Source organism: Pseudomonas sp. GL-R-26 (assembly GCF_019947365.1).
Lineage (GTDB): Bacteria > Pseudomonadota > Gammaproteobacteria > Pseudomonadales > Pseudomonadaceae > Aquipseudomonas.
Genome location: NZ_JAGYGI010000025.1, coordinates 1 through 17549, shown reverse-complemented (window position 1 = coordinate 17549; position 17549 = coordinate 1). Strand labels below are relative to the sequence as shown.

Annotated in this window: 16 protein-coding genes; 7 read left to right on the top strand and 9 right to left on the bottom strand. The window is 61.1% G+C overall.

From position 1 onward, the window contains the following. Positions 1-7 precede the first annotated feature (7 nt). The 3 genes from KGA96_RS22560 to KGA96_RS22550 all read right to left on the bottom strand — a co-directional run bounded on the left by KGA96_RS22560 (position 8) and on the right by KGA96_RS22550 (position 1961). Complete coding sequence (locus tag KGA96_RS22560; protein WP_046042587.1) at positions 8-949, bottom strand: rhodanese-related sulfurtransferase; 942 nt, start codon at positions 947-949, stop codon at positions 8-10. A gap of 163 nt (positions 950-1112) precedes the next feature. Then, complete coding sequence (locus tag KGA96_RS22555; RefSeq protein ID WP_223515006.1) at positions 1113-1424, bottom strand: BolA family protein; 312 nt, start codon at positions 1422-1424, stop codon at positions 1113-1115. Between the two features lie 12 nt (positions 1425-1436). After that, a complete protein-coding gene (locus KGA96_RS22550; RefSeq protein ID WP_046042584.1) occupies positions 1437-1961 on the bottom strand; it encodes a DUF2059 domain-containing protein in 525 nt (174 codons plus the stop codon). Between the two features lie 191 nt (positions 1962-2152). Here KGA96_RS22550 and KGA96_RS22545 point away from each other — a divergent pair, with 191 nt between their 5' ends. After that, entirely contained in the window at positions 2153-3547 is a 1395-nt protein-coding gene (locus KGA96_RS22545) for a class II fumarate hydratase (protein WP_223515003.1), read from the top strand. A gap of 115 nt (positions 3548-3662) precedes the next feature. On the opposite strand, the gene KGA96_RS22540 is transcribed toward KGA96_RS22545, so the two are convergent. The 3 genes from KGA96_RS22540 to pap all read right to left on the bottom strand — a co-directional run bounded on the left by KGA96_RS22540 (position 3663) and on the right by pap (position 7698). Then, the gene (locus tag KGA96_RS22540; protein WP_046042582.1) at positions 3663-4622 is read right to left on the bottom strand and encodes a DMT family transporter; all 960 of its coding nucleotides are present in this window, start codon (positions 4620-4622) and stop codon (positions 3663-3665) included. 265 nt (positions 4623-4887) lie between these two features. Then, a complete protein-coding gene (locus KGA96_RS22535) occupies positions 4888-6072 on the bottom strand; it encodes a thiolase family protein (RefSeq protein WP_046042580.1) in 1185 nt (394 codons plus the stop codon). A gap of 102 nt (positions 6073-6174) precedes the next feature. Then, the gene (gene pap, locus KGA96_RS22530) at positions 6175-7698 is read right to left on the bottom strand and encodes a polyphosphate:AMP phosphotransferase (RefSeq protein WP_046042579.1); all 1524 of its coding nucleotides are present in this window, start codon (positions 7696-7698) and stop codon (positions 6175-6177) included. Positions 7699-7851: 153 nt separating this feature from the next. On the opposite strand from pap, the gene mnmC reads away from it, so the two are divergent. From mnmC to KGA96_RS22505, 5 genes are all read left to right on the top strand, one after another. After that, positions 7852-9831, top strand: a complete 1980-nt coding sequence (gene mnmC, locus KGA96_RS22525; protein ID WP_046042578.1) for a bifunctional tRNA (5-methylaminomethyl-2-thiouridine)(34)-methyltransferase MnmD/FAD-dependent 5-carboxymethylaminomethyl-2-thiouridine(34) oxidoreductase MnmC — start codon at positions 7852-7854, stop codon at positions 9829-9831. Between the two features lie 170 nt (positions 9832-10001). Further along, complete coding sequence (locus tag KGA96_RS22520) at positions 10002-11774, top strand: N-acetylglutaminylglutamine amidotransferase (protein WP_223515000.1); 1773 nt, start codon at positions 10002-10004, stop codon at positions 11772-11774. A 3-nt stretch (positions 11775-11777) separates the two neighbouring features. Next, a complete protein-coding gene (gene ngg / locus KGA96_RS22515) occupies positions 11778-13526 on the top strand; it encodes an N-acetylglutaminylglutamine synthetase (protein ID WP_223514997.1) in 1749 nt (582 codons plus the stop codon). Positions 13527-13651: 125 nt separating this feature from the next. After that, positions 13652-14842 (top strand): osmoprotectant NAGGN system M42 family peptidase, encoded by a 1191-nt coding sequence (locus KGA96_RS22510; RefSeq protein WP_046042575.1) that lies wholly within the window; start codon positions 13652-13654, stop codon positions 14840-14842. Between the two features lie 243 nt (positions 14843-15085). Then, positions 15086-15313, top strand: a complete 228-nt coding sequence (locus KGA96_RS22505) for a YheU family protein (protein ID WP_008017754.1) — start codon at positions 15086-15088, stop codon at positions 15311-15313. A gap of 5 nt (positions 15314-15318) precedes the next feature. Here the strand turns inward: KGA96_RS22505 and csrA are convergent, their stop codons facing one another. The 3 genes from csrA to KGA96_RS22490 all read right to left on the bottom strand — a co-directional run bounded on the left by csrA (position 15319) and on the right by KGA96_RS22490 (position 16871). Continuing rightward, positions 15319-15504, bottom strand: coding sequence for a carbon storage regulator CsrA (gene csrA, locus KGA96_RS22500; RefSeq protein WP_046042574.1), 186 nt, complete (start codon positions 15502-15504; stop codon positions 15319-15321). A gap of 154 nt (positions 15505-15658) precedes the next feature. Next, the gene (locus KGA96_RS22495) at positions 15659-15991 is read right to left on the bottom strand and encodes a YnfA family protein (protein WP_008004345.1); all 333 of its coding nucleotides are present in this window, start codon (positions 15989-15991) and stop codon (positions 15659-15661) included. A 64-nt stretch (positions 15992-16055) separates the two neighbouring features. Continuing rightward, positions 16056-16871: an SDR family oxidoreductase gene (locus KGA96_RS22490; protein WP_046042573.1), complete on the bottom strand. Its 816-nt coding sequence runs from the start codon at positions 16869-16871 to the stop codon at positions 16056-16058. 284 nt (positions 16872-17155) lie between these two features. Here KGA96_RS22490 and KGA96_RS22485 point away from each other — a divergent pair, with 284 nt between their 5' ends. Beyond that, positions 17156-17308 carry a DUF3309 family protein gene (locus tag KGA96_RS22485; protein WP_046042572.1) on the top strand — a complete coding sequence of 51 codons (153 nt, stop codon included), beginning with the start codon at positions 17156-17158 and terminating at the stop codon, positions 17306-17308. The last annotated feature ends 241 nt before the right edge of the window (positions 17309-17549 follow it).

Genomic DNA, 17549 nt, shown 5'->3' with positions numbered 1-17549 from the left:
ACATGATTCAGGCCTCGGAGGATGCTTGCTTGTAGTTGAAGCCGATCGGGTGAGGCTGGTTACGAGCCTTGGCCAGTTCGATCTGCTTCTGCCGGTCGATCGCGCTGCGACGGGTCTTCTCACTCAGCTTATCCCAGCAATGCGGGCAACTGATGCCGGCCACGTAATGCTCGGACGCGCGGTCTTCCACGCTCACCGGCGTGCGGCAGGCATGACATTGATCGTAGTCGCCTTCGCTCAGGTCGTGACGAACGGTCACGCGGTTGTCGAACACGAAGCAGTCGCCCTGCCACTTGGTTTCTTCCTGCGGCACCTCTTCGAGATACTTCAGGATGCCGCCCTTGAGGTGAAAAACCTCACCGTAGCCCTCGCTGAGCATGTAGCTCGAGGCCTTCTCGCAGCGGATGCCACCGGTGCAGAACATCGCGACCTTCTTGTGCACGGCCGGGTCGAAGTTGGCTTTGATGTAATCGGGAAATTCGCGAAAACTGGTGGTTTTCGGGTCAATGGCGCCTTCGAAGGTACCGATCGAGACTTCGTAATCGTTACGGGTGTCGATCAACAGCACTTCCGGGTCGCTGATCAGGGCGTTCCAGTCCTGCGGATCGACATAGGTGCCGACCTTTTTGTTCGGGTCCACGCCTTCCACGCCAAGGGTGACGATTTCTTTCTTGAGTTTGACTTTGGTGCGGTAGAACGGCTGATCGTCGCAGTACGACTCTTTATGGTCGATGTCGTCCATGCGCGGGTCGTTCTTGAGCCAGGCCATCAGCCCGTCGATGCCTTCGCGGCTGCCGGACACGGTGCCGTTGATGCCTTCTTCGGCAATCAGCAGGGTGCCTTTGATGCCGTTGTCGACCATCGCTTGCAGCAGGGGCTCGCGCAGGGCGACGTAATCTTCCAGGGTGACGAACTTATACAGTGCCGCCACGACAATCTGTTGTGTCATGGGTAAATCTCCAGGTGGCTACCCTCGTAAGGGGTGAACCGGATGCGAAAAAAAACGCGCCGGGTTATCGGCGCGTTGGGCATTCTAACAAAAAGACAGCTTCAAGCGGCAAGCTTCAAGCCGCAAGTTTGGAGCACGGCGCCTTGAGCTTGCAGCTTGTAGCTTATAGCTGTTTTGGCTGCTTCTCTCCGCCAGCACAGGTCGGCGAGGCCGGAGCCGCGTCGATCTGTGCCCATTCCTCTGGCGTGTAGGTATGCAGCGCCAACGCATGGAACTCTTCCATCAGCGCGCCGAGCGTGCCGTAGACCCTTTGGTGACGCTTGACCCGACTCAGGCCTTCGAACTGCGCGCTGACCACCACGGCCTTGAAATGGGTTTGCAGCCCACGGCTGTGCATATGGCTCTCATCCAGCACTTGCAGATGCTCGGGCTGAAGCAGGCCCAGCGTCGATTCGATGCGTTGTTGCATGGTCATACCGAACTCCGCTTAAGGCTTTTTCTTGGCTGGCGCGGCTGCGTCTTTCGGCGTCAGCTCGGCGGTCATGTCAGCCAGCAGCTTGTTGACCACCGGCACCGCGCTTTCCAGCTTGGCCTGGGTCATCTGGGCCGATTGCTGGGTCAGCTGAGGCATTTTTTCCAGGACTTTCTTGCCCAGTGGCGACTGGTAGAACGCAACCAGGTCCTTGAGCTCGGATTCGGTGAAGTTGGTGGTGTAGAGCTTGACCATGTCCGGCTTCAGCTTGTTCCAGCCAATGGCCTGGTCCAGAGCGGCGTTGGCCTTGGCCTGGTAGGTTTCCAGCACGGCCTTTTTCGACTCAGGGGCTTTGGTCTGTTCGAAACGCTGGGCAAACATCTGCTGTACTTGCATGTACACCGGGGTGCCCAGTTTGTCAGCGTGCGCCATGGTCAGGAAAGCCTCGGCACTGGCGTTATGGCTAGCGGTGTCGGCAAAAACCTGGCCGCTGGCGCAGACCAAAGCAACGGCGGTACAGATGGCACGAAGACGAGTCATCGAGTTTCCTTTTCTAACTGGCGAGGTAAGACCCCAAGGGCGTCCATTCTGCGCCTAAAAAAGTGTGCCGCTCAACCCCAAGCCTTGTCGCACCTGATTTAGAGGGGTTGAATGGTCAAATTCAGACTGATGGAACCACGGCCGTCGATCACGGCCTAAACTGCGCAATCGGACCTACAGGAGTGAGCAAGATGAGCCGTATCGAAACCGACAGCCTCGGCCAGGTTGAAGTCCCGGATGAAGCCTACTGGGGCGCTCAGACACAACGCTCGCTGATCAACTTCGCCATTGGCAACGAACGCATGCCGCTGGCCGTGTTGCATGCCCTGGCGCTGATCAAGAAAGCCGCGGCACGGGTCAATGATCGCAACGGCGATGTACCCGCCGATATCGCGCGCCTGATCGAGCAGGCGGCCGATGAAGTGCTGGCTGGCGACCACGACGACCAGTTTCCGCTAGTGGTCTGGCAAACCGGCAGCGGCACCCAGAGCAACATGAACGTCAACGAAGTGATCGCCGGGCGCGCCAACGAGCTGGCCGGCAACCCCCGTGGCGGCAAGTCTCCGGTGCACCCCAACGATCACGTCAATCGCTCCCAGAGTTCCAACGACTGTTTCCCCACCGCCATGCACATTGCGGCCGTCCAGGCGGTGCAACAGCACTTGCTGCCGGCGATCAGTGAACTGTCCGGCGGGCTGGCCGAACTGGCCGCCCGCCACATGAAACTGGTCAAGACCGGCCGTACGCACATGATGGATGCGACACCGATCAGCTTCGGTCAGGAAATCTCGGCCTACATCGCGCAACTCGATTACGCCGAGCGGGCGATCCGCAGCGCGCTGCCCGCGGTCTGCGAGCTGGCCCAGGGCGGAACGGCTGTCGGCACCGGGCTGAATTCACCCCACGGCTTCGGTGAGGCCATCGCCGCAGAATTGGCCGCCCTCTCCGGTTTGCCGTTTATCACCGCGCCGAACAAGTTCGCCGCACTGGCCGGCCATGAGCCGCTGACCACGCTGTCCGGCGCGCTGAAAACTCTCGCCGTGACGCTGATGAAAATCGCCAACGATCTGCGCCTGCTGGGTTCCGGCCCGCGCGCCGGCTTCGCCGAAGTCAGGCTGCCGGCCAACGAACCGGGCAGTTCGATCATGCCGGGCAAGGTCAATCCGACCCAGTGCGAAGCGCTGTCGATGCTAGCCTGCCAGGTATTGGGTAACGACGTCGCCATCGGCTTTGCCGCCAGTCAGGGCCACTTGCAGCTGAACGTGTTCAAACCGGTGATCATCCATAACCTGCTGCAATCGATCCGTTTGCTGGCTGATGGCTGCAGTAACTTCCAGCAGCACTGCGTGGCCGGTCTGGAACCGGATGCGGAAAAAATGGCTGAACACCTGGAGCGTGGCCTGATGCTGGTGACGGCGCTCAACCCGCACATCGGCTATGACAAATCGGCGGAAATCGCCAAGAAGGCCTACAGCGAAGGCCTTACCTTGCGCGAGGCGGCGTTGCAGCTCGGGTATCTGACTGACGAAGAGTTCGATGCGTGGGTTAGGCCGGAGGACATGTTGGAGGCTGGGGCCAAGGGCTGAGTGCTGTAGCGCCTGATAGTCCGTCTTCGCGAGCAAGCCCACTCCCACATTGGATCTTTGTCGCACATCAGATCCCTGTGGGAGCGGGCTTGCCCGCGATGAACGATAACGCGGTCTAACTGGCGGCCATCCGCACCTTCCGCGCCTTCAGCCCGGCAATCAACGATGGCCCCAACGCCACCAACGCCGACCCCAGCACCACTAGCACCGCACCGCCATATCCCAGACCATTGATCGTTTCGGCGTGCACATACTCGGGCCACAGCCACGCAGCCATGGCAACCGCGGCAAAGGTCACCAACGGCGTGATGGCCAGCGTCGCGCTGACCCGGGAGGCTTCCCAATGGGCCAGGGCCTCGGCAAACGCGCCATAGGCAATCAGGGTGTTGAGACAGCACGCCAGCAGCAACCAACCCTGCAACGGGTTCAATTGCAACGCTTCGAGCGGATGCACCCACGGCGTCAATAGCGCCGCGCAAAACAGGTAGATCACCATCATCACCTGCAGCGAATTCCACACCGTCAGTAATTGCTTCTGCCCCAGGGCATAGAAGGTCCAGACCGTGGACGCCAGCAGCACCAGCAGCACGCCGGCGGTGTAGTCGGTCAGCGACGTGAGCAACTCGCTCAAGCGCTGGTTGAAAAACAGCGCAAAGCCGATCAGCAGCACCAGCAAGCCAATCCCCTGTCCCAGGCTGAAACGCTCCTTGAACACAAACAGACTGGCGATCAGCAGCATGATCGGGCCCATCTGCACCACCAGTTGCGCCGTGCCGGGGCTGAGCAGGTTCAGGCCCATCAAATACAACACATAGTTACCGACCAAGCCGAGCACCGCCATCAGCACCAGCCAGCCACCACGAGGACCGAGCACCTTGCGGCTGGGCAGGCGCCTGGTGGCCGTCAGGTAAATGAACAGGCAACCGCCGGACACCAGCAGGCGAAACCAGGTCACCGTTACCGGGTCCATCACCAGCAATACCTGCTTGAGTTTGATCGGCAGGATTCCCCACAACAACGCGGTCAACAAGGCCAGGAACAGACCGTAACCCCAGCGACCCGATGAAATGTGCATGTGAACCCCAACGCCAACTGACAGGAGTCGTCATTCTAGGCCCGCAGCGGTGGCGTACACAGGGACAGTTTCGGACTGGCCGCGAATGAAACTGTGCGGGTCGTAATCTTTGAGGGGGATTTTTTACAACCGAGGTGCGCCCATCGCGAGCAAGCTCGTTCCCACAGGTTTTGTGGCGTACACAAGATTTGTGATCGCAGCTGAACACTGTGGGAGCGAGCTTGCTCGCGATGGCTATCTGACTGACAACGAGAAATATAGAGGCTTACCGCACCGCTTCAAACAGCCCGGTTGCCCCCATCCCGCCACCCACGCACATGGTGACGATGCCGTAACGCAGATTGCGTCGCTGCAATTCACGAACCAGATGCCCGACCTGGCGCGAACCGGTCATGCCGAACGGGTGACCGATGGAAATCGAACCGCCGTTGACGTTGTACCGGGCGTTGTCGATTTCCAGGCGGTTGCGGCTGTACAGGCATTGCGAGGCGAACGCTTCGTTGAGCTCCCACAGGTCGATGTCGTCAATCCGCAAGCCTTTGGCCTTGAGCAGTTTCGGTACCGAAAACACCGGGCCGATGCCCATTTCGTCCGGCGCGCAACCGGCCACGGTAAAGCCGCGGAAGAACGCTTTCGGCTTGAGCCCCAGCTCCAGCGCTTTCTCCAGGCTCATCACCAGGGTCATGGACGCGCCGTCAGACAGCTGCGAAGAGTTGCCCGCCGTGACCGAGCCATCTTCGGCGAACACCGGTTTCAACCCGGCCAGACTTTCCAGGGTGGTGTCCGGGCGGTTGCAGTCATCGCGGTCGACGATGCCGTCGAGGGTCTGTGCTTGACCTGTGGCCTTGTCTTCGACGCGATACTTCACCGCCATCGGCACGATTTCATCGGTGAACAGCCCGCCGGCCTGAGCCTCTGCGGTACGCTGCTGGCTTTGCAGCGCGTACAGGTCCTGCTCTTCACGGCTGACACTGTACCGACGCGCGACGACTTCAGCAGTCTGGCCCATCGGGAAGTAGATGCCCGGCACCTGCTCCTTGAGCAGCGGGTTGATCAGGTTGTCGTTATTGACGCTATTCATGGTCAGGCTGATGGACTCGACGCCGCCGGCGACGATGATGTCGCTGCAACCCGAAGCGATCTGGTTGGCGGCAATGGCGATCGCCTGCAAGCCCGAGGAACAGAACCGGTTGAGGGTCATGCCGGCCGTGCCGATACCCAGGCGCGAGAGCACCGCGACGTTGCGACCGATATTGAAACCCTGGGCGCCTTCGTTGGAGCCGGCGCCAACGATGCAGTCCTCGACGCTCGCCGGATCGATACCGGTGCGCGCCAACAGTGCATCGACACAGTGTGCCGCCATGTCGTCCGGGCGGGTCATGTTGAATTTACCGCGAAAGGATTTGGCCAGGCCGGTCCGCACGCTGTCGACGATCACCACTTCACGCATGACATACCTCATTGTTGTTATCGGTTGAGAGTGGACCGAGCATAAGTCCAGCGCTTCACCGACCGCGACAATCATTCACCTCGCATATGCGTAACCATCGCCTCAATCCTTGTCCTTACGCTTTTTGTCTTCTTGCCGGTCGGATTTTTCGAAAGCCTCCTCCAATGCCCGGTTGATGGTGCGCAAGACTTTGACCCGTGCCCAGCGCTTGTCGTTGGCTTCCACCAGGGTCCATGGCGCAATCTCGGTGCTGGTACGGTCGACCATGTCGCCGACCGCCCCGCGATAGTCATCCCATTTTTCACGGTTGCGCCAGTCGTCTTCAGTGATCTTGAAGCGCTTGAAGGGAATCTTCTCGCGCTCCTCGAAGCGCTCCAGTTGCGTCTGTTTGTCGATAGACAGCCAGAATTTGACCACGATCACACCGGCGTCGGTGAGCTGTTCTTCGAAATCGTTGATTTCACCGTAGGCACGCAGCCAGTCTGCCGGGCTGCAAAACCCTTCGATGCGCTCCACCAACACCCGGCCATACCAGGAGCGGTCGAACACAGTGAACTTGCCCCGGGCCGGCAGGTGCCGCCAGAAGCGCCACAGATATGGCTGCGCCCGTTCTTCCTCGGTGGGCGCGGCAATCGGCACGATGCTGTACTGGCGTGGATCAAGCGCTGCCGCTACCCGGCGGATCGCCCCGCCCTTGCCGGCCGCGTCGTTGCCTTCGAACACCGCCACCAGGGCGTGGCGGCGCATGCGTTTGTCACGCATCAACCCGGAAAACCGCGCCTGCTCGGTGATCAGCTGTTCCTCGTAATCATCCTTGTCCAGGTGCAGGGTCAGGTCCAGGCTGTCGATCAGGTTCACTTGATCGACACTGGGGAACACTGGCGCGGCGCTGACCTTTTCCGGATGGATCGTCGGCCTCGTCAATGCGCCCTGCAGGCCCGCCAGCAGAATCCGCCCCACGGCCAGGCTGCGATAATGGGCATCCGCCCCGGCGATCACATGCCAGGGTGCATAGTCACGGCTGGTGCGGCGCAGCACCCGTTCGCCATACTTCACGAACCTGTCGTAGGTTTGCGACTGCTGCCAGTCCAGCGGGCTGATGCGCCAGCTGTGCAGCGGGTCGTCGGCCAATGCCTTGAGGCGTGCCTTCATTTGCTTCTTGGAGAGGTGAAACCAGAACTTGAAGATCAGCGCGCCTTCATCGCAGAGCATCTTTTCCAGGCGCTCGGCGGCATTGATCGCCTGGTCCAGTCGCGGATCCTTGAACTCTCCATGGACCCGCCCCTGCAGCATCTGGCTGTACCAGTTGCCGAAGAAAATCCCCATGCGCCCCTTGGCCGGGAGCATCCGCCAGTACCGCCATGCCGGCGGCCGCGCCAGTTCCTCGTCGGTTTGCTGATCGAACGTGCGGACCTCGATCAAGCGCGGGTCCATCCACTCGTTGAGCACCTTGATCGTCTCACCCTTGCCGGCACCTTCAATGCCATTGATCAAAATGATCACCGGGAAGCGGCGTTGCTGCTGCAATTCGAATTGCGCTTCGAGCAACGCTTCGCGCAGGGCCGGGATTTCGGCGTCGTAGGTTTCTTTGTCGATGGCGTGATCGATTTCGGCGGATTCAAACATGGGTGGCTCCCTTCCAGATGTGAGCAAGACTAGCGGATTGAACTGAAGGCCAGCAGAGATTCTCCCGGTCTCGGCCAATGCATACCTTGCCACGGATCAAGCACCACGCCGTCGATCGGCTAGAATGGCGGCCTTGCCGTTGCCGAGCCTGCCATGAAACCTGTATTGCCCCACGCCCAGCTCGACTGGGACGACCAAGGTCGCCCCTATTCGCGAGTGTTCGACGATGTGTATTTCTCCGACCAGTCGGGGCTGGACGAAACCCGATATGTCTTTATCGAACAGAACCGTTTGGCGGAACGTTTTGCTGCCTTACCCGAGGGCGGGCGGCTGGTCATCGGTGAAACGGGGTTCGGCACCGGGCTGAATTTTCTGTGTGCCTGGCAGGTGTTCGAGCAACACGCCGCGGCCGGTGCGCGGCTGCATTTTGTCAGCGTCGAGAAGTACCCGTTAAGTCCCGACGACTTGCAGCGGGCCCTGGCGCTGTGGCCGGAACTCAAGGTGTTTGCCGATCAACTGCTTGAGCAATACGTAGCCATCCATCAGGGTTTTCAGCGCCTGACGCTGGACCACGGTCGCGTGACCCTGACGCTGCTGATCGGCGATGCACTGGAGCAACTGCCGCAACTCGATGCCCGAATCGACGCCTGGTTCCTCGACGGTTTCGCTCCGGCGAAAAACCCCGACATGTGGACCGCCGAACTGTTTGCCGAGCTCGCACGCCTGGCCGCTCCCGGTGCATCCATCAGCACCTTCACCAGCACCGGCTGGGTGCGGCGCCTGCTCAACGCCGCCGGCTTCAAGATGAAACGCACCCCAGGCATCGGCCACAAATGGGAAATCCTGCGCGGCGAGTTCCTCGGCTGGCCTCAGGAAACGCCGGCCCCGGCCCTGGACAAACCCTGGTTTGCCCGCCCGGCTCCGCTGACCGGCGAGCGCCAGGCACTGGTGATCGGTGCCGGCCTGGCCGGTTGTGCCAGCGCCGCCAGCCTTGCCGCGCGGGGCTGGCAAGTGACAGTGCTGGAGCGCCACGACGACATCGCCCAGGAAGCCTCGGGCAACCCGCAGGGTGTGCTCTACCTGAAGTTATCCGCCCACGGCACGGCACTGTCGCAAATGATCGTCAGCGGATTCGGCTACACCCGACGACTGCTCGAACACTTGCAACGGGGCCGTGACTGGGACGATTGCGGCGTGTTGCAACTGGCCTTCAATGCCAAGGAAGCCGAACGCCAGGCGCAATTGGCCGCGGCGTTTCCAGCGGACTTGCTGCACCTGCTGGATCAACCCGAGGCACAGGCCGTGGCCGGTATCGGGCTGGCACAGGGGGGACTGTTCTATCCCGAAGGCGGCTGGGTCCACCCACCTGCGCTGTGCCAGTGGCAGGCTGCACATCCACAGATTCAATTGCTCACCCATCACGATGCGCTGGAGCTGCACAAGGTTGAGGGCCGGTGGCAAGCCTGGGACGGCGAGCGATTGCTTGCCGACGCCCCCGTGGTGGTGCTCGCCGGTGCGGCTGAAATCCAGCGTTTCCCCGAGAGCGCCGAGTTGCCGCTCAAACGCATTCGCGGACAAATCACCCGCCTGGCGCAAACACCGCAAAGCCAGGCCCTGAGCACCGTGGTGTGTGCCGAAGGCTATGTCGCCCCTGCCCGTTTGGGCGAACACACCCTGGGGGCCAGTTTCGATTTCAAGAGCGATGACCTGACGCCGACCACGGTAGAACACCTGGGCAACCTGGCCATGCTCGAAGAGATTTCCCACGATCTGGTCGAGCGCTTACAGGCCGATAAACTGGCGCCTGAAAGTCTCCAGGGTCGCGCCGCGTTTCGCTGCACCAGCCCCGACTACTTGCCAATCGTCGGCCCGCTGGCCGACACCCAGGCATTCACCCAGGCCTATGCAGCGCTGGGCAAGGATGCCCGGCAGGTGCCGGACATCGAATGCCCATGGCTTGACGGTTTGTACATCAACAGCGGTCACGGCTCGCGCGGCCTGATCACCGCGCCGCTGTCCGGAGAACTGCTGGCGGCGTGGCTGGACAACGAACCCCTGCCATTGCCCAGAAGCGTGGCCGAAGCCTGTCACCCCAACCGGTTTGCCCTGCGGCGCCTGATCCGAGGCAAGTAGTCGAAACACCAGCCGAAGTCGCCCTCACGGGGCGCTTCGGCCGTGGTCTGGCGCGCATATAACTCATCGATCTAAAACTCCCCTTACCGAGGTGGGTCAGTTTCTGAGTACCCGCTGTTCCGGCGCGGTATTGATCGACCCTCCCCAACGGAAAAACCGGTAAGGAATTTATGTGCGGATTAGCTGGCGAGTTACGTTTTGATCAACAACCTGCAGACCTTGCAGCCATTGAACGAATCACCCATCACCTGGCCCCCCGCGGCCCCGACGCCTGGGGCTTTCATAGCCAAGGGCCGGTTGCCCTGGGCCATCGACGCCTGAAAATCATGGACCTGTCGGACGGCTCGGCACAGCCGATGATCGACCCGCAACTGGGCTTGTCCCTGGCCTTCAACGGGGCGATCTACAACTTTCCGGAACTGCGCGCGGAACTTGAAAGTCTGGGTTACGCCTTCTATTCCGGTGGCGATACCGAAGTGCTTCTAAAGGGCTATCACGCTTGGGGCGAAGCCTTGCTGCCAAAACTCAACGGCATGTTTGCCTTTGCCATTTGGGAGCGCGATGCCCAACGCCTGTTCATCGCCCGCGACCGACTCGGCGTGAAACCGCTGTACCTGTCGCGCACCGGCCAGCGCCTGCGCTTCGCCTCAGCGCTGCCGGCATTGCTCAAGGGTGGCGACATCAACCCGATCCTCGATCCCGTGGCGCTCAATCACTATCTGAATTTCCACTCCGTGGTCCCGGCACCTCGCACCTTGCTGGCGGGCATTGAAAAACTGCCGCCGGCCACCTGGATGCGCATCGAAGCCGATGGCCGCACCGAGCAGAAAACCTGGTGGACCCTGCCCTATGGCCCTCACGCCGATGAGCAGAACCTGAGCCTCGAAGACTGGCGAGACCGTGTGCTCGACAGCACCCGCGAAGCGGTAGCGATTCGTCAGCGTGCAGCGGTCGATGTCGGCGTGCTGCTGTCCGGGGGTGTCGACTCGAGTTTGCTGGTGGGCTTGTTGCGGGAAGTCGGCGTGGACAATCTGTCGACCTTCTCCATCGGCTTTCAGGATGCCGGTGGCGAGCGTGGGGACGAGTTCCAGTATTCGGACCTGATCGCCCGGCACTACGGCACGCAGCATCACCAACTGCGTATCGAAGAAAAGGAAATCATCGAACAACTGCCCGCCGCGTTCCGCGCCATGAGCGAACCGATGGTCAGCCATGACTGCATCGCCTTCTACCTGTTGTCCCGGGAAGTGGCCAAACACTGCAAAGTCGTCCAGAGCGGCCAGGGCGCCGATGAACTGTTCGCCGGTTACCACTGGTATCCGCAAGTGGACGGCGCGAGTGATCCGTATGCCGCGTACCGCGAAGCGTTTTTCGACCGCAGTTATGACGACTACGCCGCCACTGTGCAACCGAAATGGCTGACCGCGAATGACGCCGCCGGTGACTTCGTCAAAGCCCATTTTGCCCAGCCCGGTGCCGATGCGGCGGTGGACAAGTCCTTGCGTCTGGACAGCACGGTGATGCTGGTGGACGACCCGGTCAAACGGGTCGACAACATGACCATGGCTTGGGGCCTGGAAGCGCGCACGCCGTTTCTCGACTATCGCCTGGTGGAGCTGTCGGCACGGATTCCGGGGCGTTTCAAACTCCCGGACGGTGGCAAGCAAGTCTTGAAAGAAGCTGCGCGACAAGTGATTCCCAGTGAAGTGATCGACCGCAAGAAAGGTTACTTCCCGGTGCCGGGCCTCAAGCATTTGCAGGGCGATACGCTGGAATGGGTGCGCGAGTTGCTGCTCGATCCCAGCCAGGATCGCGGCCTGTTCAACCCCGCGATGCTCGACCGTCTGCTGACTGATCCACAGGGGCAACTGACACCGTTGCGCGGCTCCAAGCTGTGGCAATTGGCGGCCCTCAACCTGTGGCTCAGCGAACAAGGAATCTGACCGATGAAACCTCACGCCACGGCCATCAGCCAACGCCTGTTGCGCGGCCAGTCGCCTTCCTACGAACGCTTGCAGGCACGCCTTGCCGAGGATGGCGGTGAACTTGGCGGGGCGCCGATTGCCGTGCATTGCGGCTGGGGCCGCTTGCTGATTGGCCACACCTTTGCCGATGCCGCGAGCCTGGCCGGGGAGTTGCTCAACGAGCAGCCCGGCGAGCGGGACATTGCCCTGTACGTCGCCGCGCCCCAGCAAGTACTGGGGCTGGAGCCGACGCAACTGTTCCTCGACCCGTCCGATACCTTGCGCCTGTGGTTCAGCGACTACCGTCAGGCGACCCGGGTGTTTCGCGGTTTTCGCATTCGACGCGCGCAAAGCGATGCCGACTGGCAGGCAATCAACCAGCTGTACCAGGCCCGCGGCATGTTGCCGATCGATGCCACCCTGCTGACGCCGCGTCATCTGGGCGGCCCGGTGTACTGGCTGGCCGAAGACGAGGACAGCGGCGCGGTCATCGGCAGCGTCATGGGCCTCAACCACCACAAGGCCTTCAACGATCCGGAAAACGGCAGCAGCCTGTGGTGCCTGGCGGTCGACCCGCATTGTGCGCGGCCGGGTGTCGGTGAAGTGCTGGTGCGGCATTTGATCGAACACTTCATGAGTCGCGGGCTCGCCTGCCTCGACCTGTCGGTGCTGCACGACAACCGCCAGGCGAAAAGCCTCTACGCCAAGCTCGGTTTTCGCAACCTGACGACCTTCGCCATCAAGCGCAAGAACGGCATCAATCAGCCGCTGTTTCTCGGGCCCGGCCCGGAAGCCGCGTTCAACCCCTACGCTCGGATCATTGTCGAGGAAGCACACCGTCGTGGCATCGATGTGCACGTCGATGACGCCGACGCCGGGATGTTCACCCTCAGCCATGGCGGGCGCCGGGTACGCTGCCGCGAATCCCTGAGCGACTTGACCAGCGCCGTCAGCATGACCCTGTGCCAGGACAAAAGCCTGACCCACAAAGTGCTCAAGGCTGCCGGATTGAACCTGCCGGCGCAGCAACTGGCGGGTAACGCCGATGACAACCTGGCCTTCCTCGATGAACACCAGCGCGTGGTGGTCAAGCCACTGGATGGTGAACAGGGCCAAGGGGTGGCGGTGGATTTGCGCACCATCGAGGAAGTGCAGCAAGCCATGGAAGCCGCTCGCCACTTCGACAGCCGCGTACTGCTGGAAAGTTTCCACGAAGGCCTGGACCTGCGCATTGTGGTGATCGGCTTTGAAGTGGTCGCCGCCGCCATTCGCCGGCCGGCCGAAGTGGTCGGCGACGGCCAGCACTCCATCGGTGCATTGATCGAAGCCCAGAGCCGCCGGCGACAAGCGGCCACGGGCGGCGAAAGCAAGATCCCGCAGGACCAGGAAACCCTGCGCACCTTGCGTGCAGCCGGATACGGCTACGACAGCATTCTGCCGGCCGGTGAGCACCTGTTCGTACGGCGCACGGCGAATCTTCATACCGGCGGCGTGCTTGAGGATGTCACGGCGATCCTGCACCCGACGCTGGTGGATGCAGCGGTACGGGCCGCGCGGGCCCTGGACATTCCCATGGTCGGTCTCGACCTGATGGTGTCCGCCGCTGACCAGCCGGACTATGCATTTATCGAAGCCAATGAACGGGCCGGGCTGGCCAACCATGAACCGCAGCCAACGGCGGAGCGGTTTGTGGATCTGTTGTTTCCATACAGTCAGCCGGTGGTCTCTTAGCCATGTGTTGTCTGGACTGATGCTATCGCGCGCAGGCTCGCTCCCACCTTTGATCGCGTTCCCCCTGTAGGAGCGAGCCTGCTCGCGAAGGCGGCCGTATAGGCGATAACCAATCAGGAGTTTCCATGACCAGCAAAATCCCCGAACCGGACCTCGGTTACCTGCAAAAAGTGCTGCTGGAAATGCTCGCCATTCCCAGCCCCACCGGGTTCACCGACACCATCGTGCGCTACGTCGCCGAACGTCTTGAAGAACTGGGCATTCCCTTCGAGCTGACCCGTCGCGGCACCATCCGTGCCACGCTCAAGGGCAAGAAGAACAGCCCCGACCGCGCCGTTTCCGCCCACCTGGACACCATCGGCGCGGCGGTGCGTGCGGTAAAGGACAACGGCCGCCTGAGCCTCGCGCCCGTCGGCTGCTGGTCCAGCCGTTTTGCCGAAGGCAGCCGGGTCAGCCTGTTTACTGACAATGGCGTGATCCGCGGCAGCGTCCTGCCGCTGATGGCTTCCGGGCACGCGTTCAATACCGCCGTGGATGAAATGCCGATCAGTTGGGATCACATCGAATTGCGCCTGGACGCTTACTGCGCCACCCGTGCCGACTGCGAATCGCTGGGCATCAGCGTCGGCGATTTCGTCGCCTTCGACCCGCTACCGGAGTTCACCGAAAGCGGCCACATCAGCGCCCGTCACCTCGACGACAAGGCCGGGGTGGCCGCGCTGCTGGCCGCGCTCAAAGCCATTGTCGACAGTGGCGAAGAGCTGATGATCGACTGCCATCCGCTGTTCACCATCACCGAGGAAACTGGCAGCGGCGCGGCGGCGGCTTTGCCCTGGGACGTCAGTGAATTCGTCGGCATCGACATCGCACCGGTCGCGCCTGGCCAACACTCCAACGAGCACGCGGTGAGCATCGCGATGCAGGATTCCGGCGGCCCCTATGACTATCACCTGTCGCGCCACCTCTTGCGCCTGGCCAGCGACAACGAGTTGCCGGCACGCCGGGACCTGTTCCGCTACTACTTCAGCGACGCCCATTCGGCGGTGACCGCCGGCCACGACATTCGCACCGCCCTGCTCGCCTTCGGCTGCGACGCCACCCACGGTTACGAGCGCACCCACATCGACAGCCTCGCCGCCCTGAGCCGCCTGCTCGGTGCGTATATCCTCAGCCCGCCCGTGTTTGCCAGCGATGCACAACCGGCCAAGGGCTCACTGGACCGCTTCAGCCATCAGCTCGAACATGACACACAGATGGAAAGCGATACGCGAGTGCCGTCGGTGGACAGCCTGGTGGGGCAACGGTCGGAGAACTGATCCAGGATCTTCATCGCCAGGTATACCGCTATCGCCAGGTATACCGCTATCGCGAGCAAGCTCGCTCCCACAGTTGATCGGTGGTGAACACTAATATCCGGTCCGCCGCTGAACCCTGTGGGAGCGAGCTTGCTCCGGGCGGCGTTCCGACGATGGCGGCGGATCGGACAACATAAAACGACCAAACTAGCGGCAATCTCGCATTCGCCGTAGCATCGCGCCATTGATCCAACCGAGGTGCCTATGCTGATCCCCTACGACCAACTTCAAGTCGACACCCTCACCCGCCTGATCGAGGATTTCGTGACCCGCGACGGCACGGACAATGGTGACGACACCCCCCTGGAAACCCGCGTACTGCGCGTGCGCCAAGCGCTGACCAAGGGCCAGGCACTGATTGTCTTCGACCCGGAAAGCGAGCAATGCCAACTGATGCTCAAGCACGACGTACCCAAGCACCTGTTTGACTGAAGTCTTCAGCGTCCCTTGGTCTTCGCCAGTTTGTTCTGGATGCGTTCGTAGATTTCGCAGCGGTGCACATTGACGTCCTGAGGCGCTTCGACGCCAAAGCGAATGTTGTTTCCGTTGATCGCGAGAACGCGCACGGTAATGTTGTCACCGATGGAAATGGTTTCGCCCACAACGCGAGTGAGTACGAGCATGAAGAGTGTCCTTCAGGGGTTTCTGGCCCTTGAAGATGCCCGGCCCGCCGTACGCCTACAATGCTCCGACAGCAAACCAGACCGGACTGACAGCCCTTGGCGCACACCACTTACGGAAAGGTCTGACAGGCCGGTTGAATGTAGGGCCGATCTGTCAGGACGCGGAGAATCGCGGCCCGAACAGAATGATGCTCGCGCCGATCACACACAGCGCCACACCGAGCCAGTCCGAACCCAGCGGACGAATCCGCTCGACCACGGCCAACCAGCCGATTGAGGCAATGATGTAGATGCCACCGTAAGCGGCGTAGGCGCGGCCGGCGTAGGTGGCTTCGATCCGGGTCAGCAGCAGGGCGAACAGGGTCAGGCTCAGGAGCGCCGGCACCACCCACCACATGCTTTTACCCTGGCGCAGCCACATCCAGAAGGCAAAGCAACCGGCAATTTCGAACAGCGCGGCGAGGAAAAACCACAGGTAATTGAGCATGCAAGCGTCTCGCGAGGATGGCCGATGGCGGCCACCCTAACCACAGCGTTGCCTGCGGGCAAGATCAGCTTGCGGATTGCCTGGCCTTGACGCGCATTTTGTCGGCCATGACGGTCATTTCGTTGTAGAGCAATTGCGGGTTCTTCTGCTTGATCGCCCAGGCCATGCGCCCCTGCTCGTGGGGCAGGATCATGAACTCGCCGGCGGCGACCTGCCGATAGATGTAGTCGGCGATGTCGGCGGCGCTGATGGGCGAGCTTTCCAGCAACTTGCCGACCTGGGCTTTCATGGCCGGGGTCGGGCCACGAAAAGAGTCCAGCAGGTTGGTCTGGAAGAACGACGGACACACCACATGCACGCCGACTTCCTGATGCGCCAACTCGATCAGCAGGCTTTCGGACAACGCCACCACGCCCGCCTTGGCCACGTTGTAGTTGCTCATCGCCGGGCCTTGCATCAGCGCGGCCATGGACGCGATGTTGATGATCTTGCCTTTGCTTTTTTCCAGCAGTGGCAGGAACGCCTTGCAGCCCTTGACTACGCCCATCAGGTTGATCGCAATCTGCCAGTCCCAGTCCTCCAGGGACAACTCACTGAAGAACCCGCCAGACGCTACACCCGCGTTGTTGACGATGACATCGATGCCACCGAGTTTGACTTCGCAGGCTTGGGCGAACGCTGTCAACTGGCTGTAATCGCGCACGTCGCAGCGCTGGATGAAACCGTCGCCGCCCGCTTCGCGGACCAGCTTGAGGGTTTCCTGCAAACCGGGCTCGCTGACGTCCGACAAGGCCAGTTGCCAGCCTTCACGCGCCCAGCGCAGCGCGATTTCGCGACCCAGGCCCGAGCCTGCACCAGTGATCATCATGCGATTTTGCATAGCAAACAGCCTTGTTGTTCTCGGAAGATGCACCGAGTGTAGCGAAGGATATTCCCCGACCCACGCTCCATCAGATTGCTGAATGGCCCGAGCAAACTGCGGGAGCGTCTGACGCAATTAAGGCAACTACAAAAGAAATAAGAACCCGTCCGAAATACTTCAAAAAAACTTGGAATTTTCCTGCAAGCGCAAGAGTCGGATTTTTAAGCAGCTCGAATTTACTTCAGTCCCACTGACCTTGATTGGCATGGTCAATCCACTGCATTTTCGACAAGGAAACAGACATGGGCACAATACTGATCATCATTCTGATCCTGTTACTGGTCGGTGGTTTACCGGTCTTCCCGCACTCCAGAAGTTGGGGTTACGGCCCGTCCGGAATCATCGGCGTCGTATTGGTGGTGCTGTTGATCCTGCTCTTGCTCGGCCGAATTTAAATATCTGCCAGGCAAAAAAAGAGGCCCTTGAAGGGTAATGCCGATCAGTTAAGCCTCATTGCTTGACCTTTGGCCGCAAGAAATCAAAATCCGATGCCTGAATAGGCATCGGATTTTTTTATGCGTCTGGCTCGGGCACTGGAACTGACCCACAACTTCGTCTCGACTCCCAATTCCCTCGAGGGATTGGACTCGTTGCTTGATCCATCGCTGGTCGAACAGGCCTTGGAACAAGCCGGTG